Source organism: Streptomyces sp. 135 (assembly GCF_020026305.1).
Lineage (GTDB): Bacteria > Actinomycetota > Actinomycetes > Streptomycetales > Streptomycetaceae > Streptomyces.
Window position 1 is genome coordinate 3,364,318 of sequence record NZ_CP075691.1, and the last position, 17,099, is coordinate 3,381,416.

General features: G+C 71.9%; 11 protein-coding genes and 1 pseudogene. 4 read left to right on the forward strand and 8 right to left on the reverse strand.

The genetic code is table 11. The features are described 5' to 3' along the window. Positions 1 to 23 precede the first annotated feature (23 nt). Positions 24 to 212: pseudogene (locus KKZ08_RS15100) on the reverse strand (ATP-binding protein); the annotation flags it as partial. Here KKZ08_RS15100 and KKZ08_RS15105 point away from each other — a divergent pair. Further along, positions 211 to 753, forward strand: coding sequence for a UTRA domain-containing protein (locus tag KKZ08_RS15105; protein ID WP_223774941.1), 543 nt, complete (start codon positions 211 to 213; stop codon positions 751 to 753). The pseudogene KKZ08_RS15100 and the gene KKZ08_RS15105 sit on opposite strands and share 2 nt — an antisense overlap. 60 nt (positions 754 to 813) lie before the next feature. Here the strand turns inward: KKZ08_RS15105 and KKZ08_RS15110 are convergent, their stop codons facing one another. The 3 genes from KKZ08_RS15110 to KKZ08_RS15120 all read right to left on the reverse strand — a co-directional run bounded on the left by KKZ08_RS15110 (position 814) and on the right by KKZ08_RS15120 (position 3,617). After that, positions 814 to 2,316 carry a hypothetical protein gene (locus KKZ08_RS15110; protein ID WP_223774942.1) on the reverse strand — a complete coding sequence of 501 codons (1,503 nt, stop codon included), beginning with the start codon at positions 2,314 to 2,316 and terminating at the stop codon, positions 814 to 816. Next, the gene (locus tag KKZ08_RS15115) at positions 2,300 to 2,686 is read right to left on the reverse strand and encodes a GtrA family protein (protein WP_223774943.1); all 387 of its coding nucleotides are present in this window, start codon (positions 2,684 to 2,686) and stop codon (positions 2,300 to 2,302) included. The genes KKZ08_RS15110 and KKZ08_RS15115 overlap by 17 nt, the downstream gene beginning before the upstream one ends. A 112-nt stretch (positions 2,687 to 2,798) precedes the next feature. After that, positions 2,799 to 3,617: a polyprenol monophosphomannose synthase gene (locus tag KKZ08_RS15120; protein ID WP_223774944.1), complete on the reverse strand. Its 819-nt coding sequence runs from the start codon at positions 3,615 to 3,617 to the stop codon at positions 2,799 to 2,801. Positions 3,618 to 3,982: 365 nt separating this feature from the next. Between KKZ08_RS15120 and KKZ08_RS15125 the strand changes: the two genes are divergently transcribed. Further along, positions 3,983 to 5,041, forward strand: a complete 1,059-nt coding sequence (locus KKZ08_RS15125; protein ID WP_223774945.1) for a serine/threonine-protein kinase — start codon at positions 3,983 to 3,985, stop codon at positions 5,039 to 5,041. 22 nt (positions 5,042 to 5,063) lie between these two features. Here the strand turns inward: KKZ08_RS15125 and KKZ08_RS15130 are convergent, their stop codons facing one another. Further along, positions 5,064 to 5,516 carry a phospholipase gene (locus KKZ08_RS15130; RefSeq protein ID WP_223774946.1) on the reverse strand — a complete coding sequence of 151 codons (453 nt, stop codon included), beginning with the start codon at positions 5,514 to 5,516 and terminating at the stop codon, positions 5,064 to 5,066. A gap of 243 nt (positions 5,517 to 5,759) precedes the next feature. Here KKZ08_RS15130 and KKZ08_RS15135 point away from each other — a divergent pair, with 243 nt between their 5' ends. After that, positions 5,760 to 7,496 carry a serine/threonine-protein kinase gene (locus KKZ08_RS15135; protein WP_223774947.1) on the forward strand — a complete coding sequence of 579 codons (1,737 nt, stop codon included), beginning with the start codon at positions 5,760 to 5,762 and terminating at the stop codon, positions 7,494 to 7,496. Between the two features lie 97 nt (positions 7,497 to 7,593). Here KKZ08_RS15135 and KKZ08_RS15140 read toward each other — a convergent pair whose 3' ends face one another. Further along, positions 7,594 to 12,537 (reverse strand): NAD-glutamate dehydrogenase, encoded by a 4,944-nt coding sequence (locus KKZ08_RS15140; RefSeq protein WP_223774948.1) that lies wholly within the window; start codon positions 12,535 to 12,537, stop codon positions 7,594 to 7,596. 501 nt (positions 12,538 to 13,038) lie between these two features. On the opposite strand from KKZ08_RS15140, the gene KKZ08_RS15145 reads away from it, so the two are divergent. Then, positions 13,039 to 13,605 (forward strand): DJ-1/PfpI family protein, encoded by a 567-nt coding sequence (locus KKZ08_RS15145; RefSeq protein ID WP_223774949.1) that lies wholly within the window; start codon positions 13,039 to 13,041, stop codon positions 13,603 to 13,605. Positions 13,606 to 13,956: 351 nt separating this feature from the next. Here the strand turns inward: KKZ08_RS15145 and KKZ08_RS15150 are convergent, their stop codons facing one another. After that, positions 13,957 to 16,260: a LuxR C-terminal-related transcriptional regulator gene (locus tag KKZ08_RS15150; protein WP_223774950.1), complete on the reverse strand. Its 2,304-nt coding sequence runs from the start codon at positions 16,258 to 16,260 to the stop codon at positions 13,957 to 13,959. A 111-nt stretch (positions 16,261 to 16,371) separates the two neighbouring features. Continuing rightward, a complete protein-coding gene (locus tag KKZ08_RS15155; protein WP_223774951.1) occupies positions 16,372 to 17,046 on the reverse strand; it encodes an HAD family hydrolase in 675 nt (224 codons plus the stop codon). Positions 17,047 to 17,099 lie beyond the last annotated feature (53 nt).

Here is a 17,099-nt window from a genome sequence, read left to right on the forward strand (position 1 = left end):
CGACGACGCACGATGATCATCCGGTCCGCCACCTCGACACGGACGAGCGGGACGTCCAGGACAAGGCACAGACTGAACTCCCGCCCAGGCCGGACACCGTGCAGCACGGTGTTCGTGGCGAGTTCGGAGACGTAGAGCCGGGCGTCGTGCAGTCGTTTCCTTACCGTGTGGACGAGCAAGTCCGCCGCTATCGGCCAGCAGGAGAATGCCATGAGCGACCCCACCTGGGTCAGTACCTCGATGCCGTACCTGACGCCCCGGGAGCAGGGGCAGCCCGACGCCTGGGGCGAAGAGGCCGCCTCCCGGGGCGGCAAGGGCAGCCAGCGCATCGTGTATGCCGGTGAGGTGCCCGCGCCGGAGGAGGTCGCCGCCCTGCTCGGTGTGGCCGCCGGGGAACCAGTCGTCGTGCGCCGCAGGGTCATCGAATACGACGTCCTGCCCTGCGAGTTGACGGACACCTACTACCCCGTGGAGATCGCCCGCGGCACCCGCCTCGCCGGGACAGGCAAGATCCGGGGTGGAGCCGTCACGCTCCTCGCCGAACTCGGACACGTCGGCGTACGCGTCCGCGAGGACGTCACCGCCCGCATGCCCACGGCGGGCGAGCGCGAGACCTTGCGCCTGGGCGGCGACGAACCGGTCCTCCGGCTGAACAGGGTCACCCTGGACGGCGACGACCGACCGATCCAGGCCGACATGATCCTCATGCCGGCCCACCGCCAGCGGCTCCGCTACGAGATCAGGATCGAATGACCGAGGCGCACCCCGACCGTCCTCACGGCTGCAGTGCGCACGCCGGTCGACCGCCCCGCTTCACCCCATCACCTCATACAACACCTGCCCCCTAGGCCCCACCCCCGCCTCCCGCAGCGCGGGATCGTCGGCGCGCAACCCCCCGTCCCCCGGATACGCCACAACCCACCGCACCCCGTACCGCCGCAGAATGCCCAGCCGCTCCGCCCGTGCCGTGCCCGGCGCGAAGTACTCCCGTACCGCAGCCACCCGCTCCCCCTCATCCGGCAGGAAGAAGTCCGGATAGCCTGGGGCCACCGTGTAGGGCCCGTACGCCGGGATCTGGCGGGCAGGGAACGTCTTCGCCATGACCACGTCGCCGTAACGCACCCGCACCCGCGACGACGTCAGCCAGTGGTAACCCGTCCACGGCGGCCGGTACTTCGCGGCCACCGGACCCGGCAGCACCCCCCGCGGCACCACATACCCCAGCGTTCCCGCCTGCGTCCACGCGCCCAGCAGCAGCGCCGCGCCCAGCAGGGCGGCGAAGGCCCTGCGTAGAGCGCCCGCCTCGAAGACCTCCAGCGCCGCCGCCACCTGCGCCGGGAGCAGGGCGGCGGGCAGCACCCTGCCCCACGAGTAGTGGCCGGTCAGGCCGCCCGCCGCGAACATCAGCGTGCCGAGCGCGAAGAAGAGGGCCAGGGGGTCGCGGCGATCCCTGCGCCACCGCACCGCCAGCGCCGCCACGCCCAGCAGCGCGAGGCCGAAGTGCGGCAGCAGGTTCCGGTACAGGGAGCGGTGGATCTCCTCCAGGCCACCCGCACCGAACAGGTCGAAGAAGGAGTAGTACGGCCAGAGCGCCAACACCCCGAACCCGAGCGCCAGGCCGCCCGCCACCCGCAGCAGCACCGCCCGCCCCGGCCACGGCCGCGCCCCGAGCACCATCGCCAGCGCCCCGAACGACGCGACCACGCCCGTGAACTGGTGGGACAGGAGAATCACCGCCCACAGCGCCCCGAGCCCCAGGAACACCCGCCACCCCGCGGCCGAGCGCAACGCCTTCCGCAGCAGCGCCCAGAAGTGGAAGGAGAGTCCGAGCGCGAACGTACTCGGATACGAGACCGTCAGCGCCAGGGAATTCAACCCCAGGAAACCGCTCCAGTTGAACAGCCCCGGGCCCCAGAGCAGCAGCAGGCACAGCACCGCCAGCGGCATCACCCCGCGGCGCGTACTGAACGTACGTACGAAGTGGCCGACGCCCGTCGCCAGCAGCCCCAGCCCCGCCGCCGCCGCCACCCGCAGCACCACGAACGTGCCGAGCCCGGTCGCCTTCGCCAGGCAGCCGAGCAGCAGGGTCCAGGGCGAGTAGTAAGGGCTCGGGGTGTCGGCGTCGACCAGGGGGTTGCCGGGGTGCAGTGGGTCGTTGCGCAGGCGTTCGATCGTCGCCGCGTGGATGCCGAGGTCGCCCGCCCAGGGCAGCCGGACGATAACCAGGAGGAGCAGGGCGACAAGCAGCAGGGCGAAGGCGTGCGGTACGAGAACACGCAGCGGGGCCCGTATGCCCCCCTTAGTGGCGACGCGCATCGTGCTGGAAGACCCACGTCCGGTAGACCAGGAAGCGGAACGCCGAGGCCAGGACGATCGACAGCGCCTTGGCGATGTTCGAGCCGATCGGTCCGCTCATGTCCGCGCCGTGGTACGCCGCGTAGAACAGGACGCTCTCCATCGCGACGCCGATCCCGCTGAAGACGAAGAAGAGGGCGATCTGCCGCTTGGTGCGCGAGGCGCGGTCGCGGTAGGCGAAGAAGCGGAAGCCGAGGTAGTTGGTGCCCATGGCCACGCAGCTGGCCAGGACCGTCGCCGTCATCGGAGGCGAACCGAAGCCGTGCAGGAGGAGGTTGAAGACGAGGAGGTTGACGGCGACCCCGCTGCCGCCGACCACACCGAACTTCACCAGCTCCAGGGCCAGCCTGCGCAGCCGCGCGAGGTCGAGGCGGGCGCGGCGGGCGGCGACGCCGGCAGGGCGGGCGGGGCGGCGGGCGGCGCCTCCTGGAGCGTGGGCGCCGTCATCCGCGCGCCCCCGAGCCGCGCGCGGACGCTCTCGCGTCGAGCCGCAGCTTCCACGGCATGACGATCGACTCCAGCTGCACCATCAGGTTCATCTTCGACTCGCCGACCGTGCGGTCCTCGAAGTGGATCGGCACCTCCATGACACCGAAGCCGCGGCGCAGCGCGCGGTACTTCATCTCGACCTGGAAGCTGTAGCCCGCGCTGTCCACGGAGGCCAGGTCGATGGCGCGCAGGGCGTCCGCGCGCCAGAGGTTGAAGCCGCCGGTGATGTCGCGGACGCGGGTGCCGAGGATGGTGCCCGCGTAGGCGTTGGCCCAGCGGGAGAGCAGCTTGCGGTGGGCGCCCCAGGCGTCCGAGAGCGTGCCGCCCTGGACGTACCGGCTGCCCATGACGACCCCCGCGTCGGTGGCGAGGGCGACCCCGAGCAGCTCGGCGACCTTGGCCACGGGGTGGCTGCCGTCCGCGTCCATCTGGAGTACGTAGTGCGCGCCCTCGGCGACGGCCCGCGCCATGCCCGCGGCGTAGGCCCGGCCGAGGCCGTCCTTCTCCGTGCGGTGCAGGACGCTCATGCGGGCGCTGCCGTACCGCTCGGCGAAGCGCTCGGCGATCTCACCGGTGCCGTCCGGGCTGGAGTCGTCGACGACGAGGAGGCGCAGGCCGGTCAGCGGGAGCGCCATCAGGGCCTCGGCCATGCCGGGCAGGTTCCCCGCCTCGTTGTACGTCGGCATGACGACGGTCAACGGAGTGGCGGCCCAGGCTTCGGGCAGCCGTGCGGCGAGGTCCTGGGAGAGGTTCTCGGGGGTGTTCACGGTCATGGCTGGAGCCCTTCGGTGGTCCGCGGTCGATGGGTGGTCCGGTTACCTGCGCTGTGGATCTCGTACCTCCGTCAGACAATCTCACCCACCTTAGACCAAATGCCCGAATTGGAATGGTATGGCGAATCTCATCACCCATTCCGCGCCACGGAGGCAACCAATCAGGCCACGGAGAACTCGGCCCGGGGTGGCCCCTGCGGCCCCTACCCCCACGAGAGCCGATCGGCGACACGGGCTCCGCCACCGAAGACGCCGGGAAGCGCGGCCACGTTGCCCGGCGGCGCGACCGCGCCACCGCGCGATACGCTCGCCCATCACACCGGCCGGGCCAGGGGGGCAGGCCAGGGGGCAGAGGGGGGCGGCACATGCGGGGCGCGGTTCCGAGGCCACTCGCGGTTCCGAAGCCGCTGCGGGACGACGACCCGCGGGACGTGTCCGGGTATCCACTGCTCGCGCGGATCGGCCAGGGCGGCATGGGCACCGTCTACCTCTCCCGCACCCGCGGCGGCCAGCCCGTCGCGCTGAAGCTGATCCGCGCCGAGTACACCCGAGAACCGCAGGGCCCCGCCTTCCGCGCGCGCTTCGCCCGCGAGGTGGCCACGGCCCGCCGCGTCTACGGCTACCACCTCATCCCCGTCGTCGACCACGACGCCGAGGCGGAGCTCCCCTGGCTCGCCACCCGCTACGTCCCCGGCCTCCCGCTCGACGACGCCCTCAGGGACCACGGCCCGCTGCCCGTCCCCACCGCGCTGCGGCTCGCCGCCTGCACGGCGTACGCCCTGGACGCCGTGCACACCGCGGGCGTCATCCACCGCGACGTGAAGCCGGGCAACATCCTGCTGGCCTCCGACGGGCCCTGGCTGCTCGACTTCGGCATCGCGCGGGCCGCGGGCGCCGCCACGCTCACCACCGTCGGCCGCCTCGTCGGCACGCCCCGCCACATGTCGCCCGAACACGCGCTGGGCCACGAGGTCACGCCCGCCTCCGACGTGTTCACCCTGGGCCTGATCATCGCCGAGGCCGCCTGCGGCCACCACCCCTACGGCCGGGGCAACGGCCTGGCCATCGCCGCGCGCATCGCGGGCACGGACCGCGAGCCCCCGGTCCTCGACGACGTGCCCGAACCGCTGCGCACCATCGCCGCCCACTGCCTGGCGCCGCGCCCCGAGGACCGCCCGACGGCCGCCGAGACGGCCCGCCTCTGCGAGGCCGAGGCGGTGACCCCGCGCCCCCTGCGCGACTTCACCGGATGGCTCCCGGCGCCCGTGGCCGAGGACGTGCGGCGCATCGAGGCGGCGTCGGCCCGGCCGCCGGGCGGGGGCGTGGCATTGGCGGAGGCGGAGACGGTCCGCGCCCTGCCGCCCACGGCGCCGCTGACGGTGCGGGACGAGGAGTGGTCACGCCGCGTACGCCGCGAGACGTGAGACGCGGGGCCCGCGCACCGGGTCAGCCGAGCTTGTCGACGGCCTGGTAGTACGTCCACGCCGTCCCGTCGCACGTGGCCTTCGTCGTGCCGCTGTACCGCGCGCACACCCTCTTCAGGTCCGCGTAAAAGGCGCTGTCGAGCCGCGCCTTGTTGGCGCTGAAGGTGCCCGCTTCCTTGTAGTTGCGGTAGCCGAAGTCGTGCCGGGCGCAGGAGGTCTTGAAGGGGAAGCCGAGGGGGTTGTCGGGCGAGGTGGAGCAGTAGTCGGTGGTCCAGTTGAACCCGTACGCGCTCCAGGCGCCCCGGTTCGCGTCGGCCGAGACCCAGGCCTGGTAACTGGCCACGTCGGTCTGGGTCCAGCGGCTGAGCACCTGCGCCTTGTCGGCCGGCACGGCGGCCGCCGGGGCGGCGGTGACCCCCAGCCCGAGGGTGAGGGAAGCGGCGCCCACGGCAAGGGCGGCGATTCGACGACGCATGAGGTTTCCTCCAGTGGGGGGGAAATGACGCTGACGGACGTGCCCGGAACCCGCTGTACTCGACAGGCCTTCTGTGCTCGGCAGGCCTTGGTTGGCTCAACAAGCCTTTATTTTCCAATAGTTGATGCCGCGACACATGAACTCCGGATCACGGAACTTCCCCCGGCATAAGCGTGTCGTAAGCTCTGAACGCTTCACGCGCCGCAGGCGTCGCGCATCCACCGGGGGAGGCTCCCAACCACCATGAGCAGCACCGAAATCCTCAGCCCCCTGGGGCCCCAGGACCCGAGAGAGGCCGCGGGCTACAGCCTCCTCGCCAGGATCGGCGAGGGCGGCATGGGCACCGTCTACCTCTCCCGCACCCGCGGCGGCCAGCCCGTCGCGCTCAAGGTGATCCGCCGCGAGTACGGCCAGGACGCCGACTTCCGCCGCCGCTTCGAGCAGGAGGTCCAGGCGGCCCGGCGCGTCCAGGGCTACCACCTGGTCCCGGTCGTGGACCACGACACCTCCGGCGAACTCCCGTGGCTCGCCTCCGCGTTCATCCCCGGCATCCCCCTGCACGACGCCCTCGCCGCGTACGGCCCGCTGCCCCTGCCCGCCGTCTTCCAGCTGATCGGCTGCGCGGCCCGCGCCCTGACCGCGATCCACGCCGCGGGCGTCATCCACCGCGACCTCAAGCCCAGCAACATCCTGCTGGGCTCCGGAGGTCCGTACGTCATCGACTTCGGCATCGCCCGCGCGGCCGACGCCACCCAGCTCACCCAGTCCGGCGGCCTGATCGGCACCCCGCAGTACATGTCGCCCGAGCACGCGCTCGGGGAGCAGGTCGGCCCGGCCACCGACGTCTTCTCGCTCGGCCTGATCGCGGCCGTCGCGGCCACCGGACGCCACCCCTACGGCGACGGCGGCGCCATCACCATCGCCGCGCAGATCGCGAACACGGCTCACCGGCCGCCGCAACTCGCCTCGTACGACGAAGAGTTGCGCACCCTTGTGGAGCGCTGCCTGGCCGCGGACCCGGCGGACCGGATCGGGGCGGCCGAGCTGGCCGAGTGGTGCGAGCGTGCGGCGGGACGGCCCCTGGCCCAGTTCGACGGCTGGCTCCCGCAGCCCCTCACCGCCGAGATCGCCCGTCGCGAGCAGTGGGCCCAGAATCCGCCGCCGCCGACACCCCCGCAGGCCCCGGCCGCGCCCCCCACGGCCCCGCCCCCGCCGGCCACCGGCTACGGCTACCCGCAGGCCCCCGGCACCCAGCCCCCGCAGACCGGCCCCCACACGTTCGACCTGGCCCCGCAGCCCACGGCCCCCGCCCCCAAGCCCCGCGGCCGCGCCCGCCTCGTCCTGATCGCCGCCGCCCTGGTCATCGCGGTCGGCGCGGGCGCGGCCGCCGCGGTGTGGGTGGTGAACAAGAACGACAAGGGCGGCGACGACGAAGGCAAGAAGAACCACGACAAGCAGACCTCGGCGTCGGCGGACCCCCACGAGGACCCCACCCAGAAGGACCCCGTGGACCCGACGGGCGACCCCACCGGAAGCGCCGCGCCACCGCCGCCCGCCGAGGCGTCCTACACCGTGCTCTTCAAGGACAAGCCGTTCACCGTCCGCACGCCCGGCTCACTCGACACGACGTACGTCGACCTCGACGAGCCCAAGGCGGACACCGGGGCCACCATGGACTCCGACCTGCGGGACATGATCATCAGGGACTCCCTGTGGGAGTTCGAGTCCACGGTGGGCAAGAGCGCGGGGACGACCGCGGAGCAGTGCAGGGCGGGCGCCGAGACCGACGCGCTGCCCGCCCAGGTCGGCGCCGACGACTTCGGCGAGCGCGGCCTCGTCACCAAGGGCACGCGCCTGTGCACGGTCACCCGGGACGGCAACCTCGCCATGTACGAGATCAACGGCATGACCCCGGGCAAGTACGACTCAGACGTCCCCACGGTCACCGGCAAGGTCACCCTCTGGAAGATCAGCGACTGACTCCGCCGACTCCGCACAGGCAGAAGGGGGGCGCCCCGAGCCGCAAGGCCCGGGGCGCCCCCCTTTCACGTACCGCCGAAGACGCCTATGAACGCCCCTATGAATGCGTACGCAGCAGAGTCCGCATCGTCCGCATCGCCACCGACAGGTTCGCCAGGTCGAACGCGTCCGAACTCTGGATCTCCTCCAGCGTCGCCCGCGCCCGGCTCAGGATCGGCGCGTTCTTCTCCTCCCACGCCTTGAAGCGCTCCTCGGGCGTGGCCGCGCCGTTCCCGGCGGCGAGGACGTCCGCCGTCAGCGCGGCGTGCGCCGCGTACAGGTCCTCGCGGATGGAGGCGCGCGCCATGGACTGCCAGCGGTCGGCCCGCGGCAGTTCGATGATGCGGTCCATGAGCTGGGTGATGCGCAGCCGGTCGGCGAGGTCGTAGTAGACCTCGGAGACGGCCATCGGATCCTTGCCCACCCGGTCGGCGACGGCGACGATGTCGAGCGTCGGGAAGGCGGACGAGAACCCGGCGACGCGCTGCGCGAGTTCGTCGGGGACGCCCGCGGCCGTCAGCTCGTCGCGGATGCCCTGGTACCACTCCAGGTCCGAGCCGCGCAGCAGGTTCGGCAGCTCGTCCCAGACCTGGGCGACGCCCTCGCCGAAGAAGGCGATGGTCTCGGCGAGCTGGAGCGGCTGCGGCCGGTTGTTGAGCAGCCAACGCGCGCCGCGCTCGACGAGACGGCGCGAGTGCAGCCGTACGCGGGTCTGGACGTCGGCGGCGACGACATTGTCGAGCGCTTCGACGGCGTCCCAGACCTCGCTGAGCCCGAAGATCTCCCGCGCGGCCAGCTGGGCCCGCACGATCTCCTCCAGCGAGGCGCCCGTCTCCTCCCGCAGCCGGTGCAGGAAGGTCGAACCACCGGCGTTCACCGTGTCGTTGACCAGGACGGTGGTGATGATCTCCCGGCGCAGCGCGTGCCCGTCGACCTGGTCGGGGAACCTCTCGCGCAGCGCCTTCGGGAAGTACGCGTGCAGCAGGCGCCGCAGGTACGGGTCGTCGGGCAGCGTCGTCTGGATCAGCTCGTCGGCGGCCGTGATCTTCGTGTAGGCGAGGAGGACGGCAAGCTCGGGCTGGGACAGGCCACGCCCGGCGTTGAGCAGCTCGCGGATCTGCCGGTCGTTGGGCAGGAACTCCAGGCTCCGGTCGAGGTGGCCCTGCTTGCCGAGGCGGCGCATGAAGCGCTGGTGGGCGTGGAGCAGGGACGGCGACTGGGCCACCGCGTTGCCCAGGGCGGTGTTCTGCGCGTAGTTGTTGCGCAGCACGAGCTGCCCGACCTCGTCGGTCATCTCGGCGAGCAGCTTGTTGCGCTGCTTGACGGTCATGTCGCCGTCGGTGACGACCGCGTTGAGCAGGATCTTGATGTTCACCTCGTGGTCGGAGGTGTCCACGCCCGCGCTGTTGTCGATGGCGTCGGTGTTGATGCGGCCGCCGGCGCGCGCGAACTCGATGCGTCCCAGCTGGGTCAGGCCGAGGTTGCCGCCCTCGCCGACGACCTTCACGCGCAGGTCGGAGCCGTTGACGCGGATCGAGTCGTTCGCCTTGTCGCCGACGTCGGCGTTCGACTCGGCGGACGACTTCACGTACGTACCGATGCCGCCGTTCCACAGCAGGTCCACGGGGGCCTGGAGGATGGCCCGCATCAGGTCGGCCGGGGTCATCTTGGCGACGCCGGTCTCGATGCCGAGGGCCCCGCGGATGTGGGCGTTGAGCTGGATCGCCTTGGCGGAGCGGGGGAAGATCCCGCCGCCGTTGGAGAGGAGCTTCTTGTCGTAGTCGGCCCACGAGGAGCGCGGCAGCTCGAAGAGGCGGCGGCGCTCGGCGTAGGAGGTCGCGGCGTCCGGCTTCGGGTCGATGAAGATGTGCCGGTGATCGAATGCGGCGACCAGCCGGATGTGCTCACTGAGCAGCATGCCGTTGCCGAAGACGTCACCGCTCATGTCACCGACGCCGACGACCGTGAAGTCCTCGGACTGGGTGTCGCAGCCCAGCTCACGGAAGTGCCGCTTGACGGACTCCCAGGCGCCGCGGGCGGTGATGCCCATGCCCTTGTGGTCGTACCCGGCGGAGCCGCCGGAGGCGAACGCGTCGCCGAGCCAGAAGTCGTAGTCCTCGGCGACCTTGTTGGCGATGTCCGAGAACGTCGCCGTGCCCTTGTCGGCGGCGACGACGAGGTAGGTGTCGTCCTCGTCGTGGCGCACCACGTCCACGGGCGGCACGACCTCACCGGCGACCAGGTTGTCGGTGATGTCGAGGAGGGCGGAGATGAACGTCTTGTAGCAGGCGACGCCCTCCGCCAGCCACGCGTCGCGGTCCACCGACGGGTCGGGCAGCTGCTTGGCGACGAAGCCGCCCTTGGCACCGACGGGCACGATGACGGTGTTCTTCACCATCTGCGCCTTGACCAGGCCGAGGATCTCGGTACGGAAGTCCTCGCGCCGGTCGGACCAGCGCAGACCGCCGCGCGCGACCTTGCCGAAGCGCAGGTGGACGCCCTCGACGCGGGGCGAGTACACCCAGATCTCGTACGCGGGGCGGGGCGCGGGCAGGTCGGGGATGGCCTGCGGGTCGAACTTCATGGAGACGTAGGTGTGCGGCCGGCCGCTCTCCGTCTTCTGGAAGAAGTTCGTCCGCAGGGTCGCCTTGATGACGGTGAGGAACGACCGCAGGATGCGGTCCTCGTCCAGCGACGCGACCTGGTCGAGCGCGCCGTCCAACTCCTCCAGGAGGCCGTCGGTCAGCTCGGTGCCGGCGCGCTGGTGGTCCGGCGACATGCGCGCCTCGAAGAGCGAGACGAGCAGCCGGGTGGTGTGGACGTTGTTGCGGAGGGTGTCCTCCATGTAGTCCTGGCTGAAGGTGGCACCCGCCTGGCGCAGGTACTTGGCGTAGGCCCGCAGGACCATCGCCTGGCGCCAGTTGAGGCCCGCGCGCAGCACCAGCGAGTTGAAGCCGTCGACCTCGGCGGCGCCGGTCCAGGCGGCGGCGAAGGCCTCCTGGAAGCGCTCGCGGCCGTCGTCGGCGAGGTAGTCGCCGCTGCCGTTCGGGGACTTGGGCATGCGCAGCCCGAAGTCGTAGATCCACGCGTGCGTACGGTCCGAGCAGCGCAGCTCGTACGGACGCTCGTCGGTGACCTCGACGCCGAGCCGCTGGAGGACGGGAAGCACCGCGGAGAGGGAGACCTGCTCGCCCGAGCGGTAGATCTTGAAGCGGCGCTCACCGGGGGCGGCGCCCACCGGCTCGTACAGGGAGAGCGCGAAGTCCTTGTCGCCCTGGCTGAGCTGCTCCAGGTGCTGGAGGTCGGCGACGGCGGCGCGCGGCGTGTGGTCGGCCTTGTACCCCTCGGGGAAGGCGGTCCCGTACCGGCGCAGGAGTTCGGCGGCGCGCTCCTCGCCGCACTCGGCGGTCAGCGCCTCGGCGAAGCCGTCGGCCCAGGAGCGGGCGGCGTCGACGAGCCGCGCCTCGATGCGCTCGACGTCGGTGTCGGAGAGGTCGGGGACCTCGCCGCCCTTGGGAACGCGCACCACGAAGTGGATGCGGGAGAGGATCGACTCGGTGTTCCAGGCGGTGAAGTCGACGCTGGCGCCGTTCAGCTCTTCCTTGAGGATGTCGATGATCCGCAGCCGGACGCCGGTGGTGTAGCGGTCGCGCGGCAGGTAGACGAGCGCGGAGTAGTAGCGCCCGTACTCGTCCTTGCGCAGGTAGAGCCGCAGCCGGCGCCGCTCCTGGAGGTAGAGGACACTCGTGACGATGGCCCGCAGCTCGTCGGCGGGCGTCTGGAACAGCTCGTCGCGCGGGTAGGTCTCCAGGATCTGGAGCAGGTCGCGCCCGTCGTGGCTGTTGGCCGAGAACCCGGCGCCCTTGAGCACCTCCTCCACCTTGCGGCGGATGACCGGCACGCGCCGCACGGACTCGGTGTACGCGGCGGACGAGAAGAGCCCGAGGAAGCGCCGCTCACCCACGACGTTGCCCTCGGCGTCGAACTTCTTCACGCCGACGTAGTCGAGGTAGCTGGGGCGGTGCACGGTCGCGCGGCTGTTGGCCTTGGTCAGGACGAGCAGCTTGTGCTCGCGGGCCTTGGCGCGCGCGTCGGCGGGCAGCCGGTTGAAGGAGGGGCTGACCGGGTGGTGGTCGTCGCCGTGGTGCGGGTCGGCGCGCAGGATGCCGAGGCCGGTGCCGGGGACGGCGGCGAGGGAGTCGTCCTCGGTGAGGTTGTACTCGCGGAAGCCCAGGAAGGTGAAGTGGTTGTCGGCGAGCCAGCGCAGCAGCTCGCGGGCCTCCTCCACCTCCTGGTCGCGCAGGTCGTCGGCGGTGGGCTCGGAGGGCAGCTCGTCGGCGATGCGCAGCGCGGCGTCGCGCATCTTCTCCCAGTCCTCGACCGTCTCGCGTACGTCGGAGAGGATCCGGAGCAGATCGGCGGTGATCTGCTTCAGGTCGGCGCGGTCGGTCTCGCGGTCCATCTCGACGTGGATCCACGACTCGACGAGCGCGTCGTGCGGGCGCTCGCTGACCGGCTCCGTGGGCAGGACCTCCAGGAGCTTGCCGGTCACGTCACGGCGTACGACCACCTGGGGGTGGATCACCACGTGGATGCCGCGGCCCTGGCGGGAGAGCTCGTTGGTGACGGAGTCGACGAGGAAGGGCATGTCGTCGGTGACCACCTCGACGACGGAGTGACTGCACGTCCAGCCGTTCTCCTCGACCGTCGGGGTGTGGACCCGTACGTTCGCCGTCCCCTGGGGGCGGTTCTCGGCGAGCCGGTAGTGGGAGAAGGCGGCGCCGAAGACGTCGACCGGGTCGCGGTCGGCCAGGTCCTCGGGGGCGGTGTGCAGGTAGTAGCGCTGGAGGAACGCGAGTGCCGTGGCCTGGTCCGGCGTGGCCTCGCTCGTCGTCCCGGTCGGTGCACCACTCGGTAGGCGCCCCCCGACCGGGCTGTTCTCAGCTACCCGGGCGGCCCGCGCGAGCAGCTCGGTCTTGGCTTCGTCCAGCTTGGTCTGCATTGTCCTCTGACTCCTGTCGCGCGCCGTTGCGTGACGTAGAAGGAAGTGATGTGACGTAACGCCGCGGCACGGGGTCTCCTGCCGGAGTCGACGTTATGCCGCGGTGCGGGAAGAGCGGTCGGCTTTCCGCCATTTTCAGCGCTTCCACTGACAGATGGCTTGCCCGGGCCGGTCGGCCGCACCGCGAAGAAGCGTCAGCGAGGGCCCGGGCACGGATGTCCTCCGTGTTCCCCGGGCGCAGGGCGGAGGCACCTATGCCTCCGCGGGCTATCGCGCTGATCACGGGTCAAGGCTATCGCTCCGCGCCCGGGAACCGTCATGAGCCGTATGTGTACAAAAGCGGGGGCAGAACCTGGACAGTCTGCACAGTGCGTCCGGGGCGCGGCCCTGCTGTCGGCCCTCTTGGCAAACCGGACGCGGGGATGCACGTTGAGCGGGACGGACAACGGACATGCGTGACGGACGACGGACATGCGTGACGGACTCGGGAAGCGAGCACCGATGGCAGCCAAGATCCTGATAGTGACCGGCGACGCGGCGGAGTCGCTGGAGGTCCTCTACCCCTACCAGCGCCTGCGCGAGGAAGGATACGACGTCCACATCGCCGCCCCGGCCCGCAAGACGCTGCGGTTCGTGGTGCACGACTTCGAACCGGGCTTCGACACGTACACGGAGAAGCCGGGCTACACCTGGCCCGCGGACCTCGCCTTCGCCGAAGTGGAACCCGGCCAGTACGCCGCCCTGGTGATCCCGGGCGGCCGGGCCCCGGAGTATCTGCGCAACGACCCGGAGCTCCGCAAGATCCTCAAGTCCTTCTTCGACGCGGACAAGCCGGTGGCCCAGATCTGCCACGGCCCGCTCCTCACCGCCGCGATCGACGGCCTGAGCGGCCGCCGCGTCACGGCGTACCCGGCCCTGGAGATGGACATGCAGGCGGCGGGCGCGACCTTCCAGGACGCGGAGGTGGTGGTCGACGGCACGCTGGTCTCGGCCCGCGCGTGGACGGATCACTCGGGCTGGATGCGGGAGTTCCTGACCGTGCTGAGGGCGAAGGCACCCGTGACGTGAGGGGCCGGTAGCGGAAGGTCCCGTGGCGGCCCGGGTAGCGGAGGCTGATCATCCGTTAGGTATACGGAGCTGCGCGTATCCGTCCCACATCGGTATGCCGATCCTCGGGGATACCGATGCCGGGAGGGGGGCGCGAAGGGCAGTCTCTTCCGTGCGCCGCCTGGTCCGAGGATGCGGGAACGGGCGCCAGGGTGCCCGGCAGTGCCTGGTCATCTCCCCCACGGCTGTCATGGCAAGGCATCCGGCCCGCCCCCGCGGCCCCGGCGAAGCGGCCGACGCGGCGCCTGCCCTTGTCGGCGAGGGCAGGCGCCGCTCCTCCGGGGACGCGGACACCGCCACGCCCCTGCGCCGCTATCCCGCCACGCCGCTCCCCCGGTCCTCCGTGGCGCTCGCGATCTCCGTACGGGAGCCCACGCCCAGCTTCGCCAGGATGTGCTCGACATGCGCGTCCGCGGTCCGCTTCGAGATGACCAGGCGCTCCGCGATCTCCCGGTTGGACAGGCCCTGGCCGACCAGGGCGGCCACCTCCCGCTCCCGCCGGGTCAGTACGTCACCGGCCGCCCGCCGCCCGGACCGCTGGGCCGGCGGCCTGCCGGGAACGTCCGCGTCGGCGCGCACCGCGTGCAGGACCTGGCGGCCGGACAGCCGTGCCCCCACCGCGTGCCACCGGTCGAACTGCTTGCCGCCCAGCGCGTCCCGCACGGCCTCGCGCACCGCCTCCTGGTGCTCCAGGAGCGAGGGCAGCATGGCGATGGGGTCGCCGCCGAGCCGCCGCGCGTTCTCCGCGTACCCGAGCAGCCAGGCGGCCCGCACCTGCCGCCCGGCCTGCGCCGCCGCCCAGGCGAGGCCGTGGCAGCACATCGCTGCGACCAGGATCTCGTCGACCTCGCCGGCCGCCTCCAGGGCCCCGCACAGCGACGCGACGCCGCCCTCCCGGTCGCCCGCGAGCCACCGCACGAGGCCCTGCGCCATGAGCGTGGAGCCGTAGAGCTGCCGCTCGCCCGTGCCCTCCAGCAGGCCGAGGCCCTGCGCGCACAGCTCCAGCGCGCCCTCGGTGTCGCCGAGCACGGCCCGCAGCAGGGCCGCTTCGTAGCCCATCACCACCAGGCCGAGGAGGTTGTCGCTCTCCTGCATCCGCCGCCGCACGTCCGCGAGCCGGGCCAGCCCCTCCTCGTCCCCGCACAGCGCGGCCAGACCGTCGGCGTACCCCTCGGCGAACTGCGCCACCTCCTCGTCGCCGGCCGCCACCGCGGACACCCGCGCCAGCTCCATCTGCTCGACGGCCGTCGCCAGATCCGCCGTCCACACCGCGAAGACACCGGTCCCGAGCAGCCCCCACGCCCGCGCCGAGCAGTCCTCGGGGACGCGGGCGAGCCCCTTGTCGATCCAGTACCCGCCCTCGGAGAGCGCCCCGGAGGCCCGCCAGTGCGGCCACAGCCGGGCCGCGAGCCGCAGCCCCTGCGCCGCCCGTCCGTCGGTCTCGTACGCGTACTCCAGAGCGGCCCGCAGGTCGGCGATCTCCGCCCGGACCGTGCGGTGCAGCTCCGCCTGTCCGGCGCCGAGGAACCCCTCCTCGAAACGCCGCCCGAGATCGCGGTAGTACGCGAAGTGCCGCGCCCGCAGCGCCGCGCCGCCGTCCGCCTCGACCACGCCTAGCCGCTCGGCCCCGTACTCCCTGAGCGTGTCGAGCAGCCGGTAGCGGCTGCCCGACTCGCCGATCCGCTGCACCACGGACTTGTCGACGAGTCCGATGAGCTGCCCCAGCACCTCCGCGACGGGCAACTGCCCACCTCCACAGACCTGTTCGGCGGCGCTCAGCTCGAAGGACCCGGCGAACACGGACAGCCGCGCCCACAACAGCTGCTCCTCCGGAGTGCACAGCTCATGCGACCAGTCGATGGCCGTACGCAGGGTCTGGTGCCGCGAGAGAGCGGTGCGCCGCCCTCCGGTCAGCACCTGGAAACGGTCGTCGAGCCGCGCCACGAGCTCCTCCGTCGACACGGCCCGCAGCCGCACCGCGGCGAGCTCCAGCGCCAGCGGTATGCAGTCGAGCCGGTGGGCCAGCGCGAACAGCTGCTCGCGGTTCCCGTCGTGCACCGCGAAGCCGGGCACCACACCGGCGGCGCGCTGCGCGAACAGCTCGACCGCGTCGCCGGGCGCCAGCGGCGAGACGGGGCAGCAGTGCTCCCCGGGCACGTCCAACGGCTGCCGGCTGGTGGCGAGCACACTCACGTCGGCGGCCTCGCGCAACAGGATGTCCGAGAGCATCGCGCAGGCGTCGACCAGGTGCTCGCACGTGTCCAGCACGATGAGCAGCCGCCGCCCCTGGAGGTGCGCCACGACCGCGTCGAGCGGCGCCATCCCGGACTGCTCGGGCAGTTCGAGGACGGCGGCGAGCGTGGCGGGTATCAGCTCGGGGTCCCGCAGCGCCGACAGCTCGGCGAGCCACACGCCGTCGGGAAACCTTTCCCCCAGCCCCGCGGCGGCCCTCAGCGCGGTGCGGCTCTTGCCGACACCTCCCGGCCCGACCAGCGTGACGAGCCGCGCGTACTCGAACGCCGCCCGTACCTGCGCCAGTTCGTCCGCCCGTCCGACGAACGAGGTCAACTCGGCGGGGAGTTGCCCGCCCCGCCGCTGCCCGAAGCCGAAACCCATCGCGCTACCGCCCCCGTCACGTCGTCCGGCACAGCTCATCCGCCGAGGATCACACCTCAGCGTACGCAGAACGGCGCGGAGGGTGAACGCGAATCCGGCAACCCCCGCACCTCAGGCGGCGAGCCGCTCCGCCTCGGCCACGGCCTCCTCCAGGCTGTCCACGACGGGCACCCCGGCGCTCTCCAGGCTCGCCCGGCTGTGCGAGCCGCCGGTGTAGAGGACGGCCCGCGCGCCCACGTGCGCGGCGGCGACCGCGTCGTCGACGGCGTCCCCGATCACGACGACCCGCTCGACGGCGGCGGCGACACCCTCCAGCGCGGCCAGGTGCCGCACCATCCGCTCGGCCTTGCCGGCGTGCGAGTCGTCGGTCCGCCCGTCGATCCGCACGAAGTGCTCGTGGATCCCGTGCCGCCGCACGATCGGCACGAGGTGCTCGTGCGGAGCCAGCGACAGCAACGACTGCGTACGCCCGTCGGCCCGCCGCTCGGCGAGCAGCCGCGCGGCCCCTTCGGCGAGCCCGCAGGCCTCGGCCCGCGCCCAGTAGTGCTTGTGGAAGACGGCATCCATGAGCCGCCACTCCGTGTCACTCGGCAGCCGCCCCATGAGCCGCTCGTAGAACCGCGGGATCGGCACGCAGTACAGCTCGCGGTACCGCTCCAGAGTGATCGACTCGAGCCCGATCTCCGCGAAGGAGGCGTTCGTGGCCTCGATCACCGCATGAATGTCATGCAGGAGGGTCCCATTCCAGTCCCAGACGATGTGCGCCCCGCGCCCCGTTTTCCCCATCCCCAAAACGTACCCGCCCCCACCGACAACAGAGCCAACGCAGAGGGCCCACC

Excerpts from the sequence above, each read along its gene's own strand:
- KKZ08_RS15105 (WP_223774941.1), top strand. The coding sequence starts at position 211 with ATGAGCGACCCCACCTGGGTCAGTACCTCGATGCCGTACCTGACGCCC.
- KKZ08_RS15110 (WP_223774942.1), bottom strand. The coding sequence starts at position 2,316 with ATGCGCGTCGCCACTAAGGGGGGCATACGGGCCCCGCTGCGTGTTCTC.
- KKZ08_RS15120 (WP_223774944.1), bottom strand. The coding sequence starts at position 3,617 with ATGACCGTGAACACCCCCGAGAACCTCTCCCAGGACCTCGCCGCACGG.
- KKZ08_RS15125 (WP_223774945.1), top strand. The coding sequence starts at position 3,983 with ATGCGGGGCGCGGTTCCGAGGCCACTCGCGGTTCCGAAGCCGCTGCGG.
- KKZ08_RS15130 (WP_223774946.1), bottom strand. The coding sequence starts at position 5,516 with ATGCGTCGTCGAATCGCCGCCCTTGCCGTGGGCGCCGCTTCCCTCACC.
- KKZ08_RS15135 (WP_223774947.1), top strand. The coding sequence starts at position 5,760 with ATGAGCAGCACCGAAATCCTCAGCCCCCTGGGGCCCCAGGACCCGAGA.
- KKZ08_RS15140 (WP_223774948.1), bottom strand. The coding sequence starts at position 12,537 with ATGCAGACCAAGCTGGACGAAGCCAAGACCGAGCTGCTCGCGCGGGCC.
- KKZ08_RS15145 (WP_223774949.1), top strand. The coding sequence starts at position 13,039 with ATGGCAGCCAAGATCCTGATAGTGACCGGCGACGCGGCGGAGTCGCTG.
- KKZ08_RS15150 (WP_223774950.1), bottom strand. The coding sequence starts at position 16,260 with ATGGGTTTCGGCTTCGGGCAGCGGCGGGGCGGGCAACTCCCCGCCGAG.
- KKZ08_RS15155 (WP_223774951.1), bottom strand. The coding sequence starts at position 17,046 with ATGGGGAAAACGGGGCGCGGGGCGCACATCGTCTGGGACTGGAATGGG.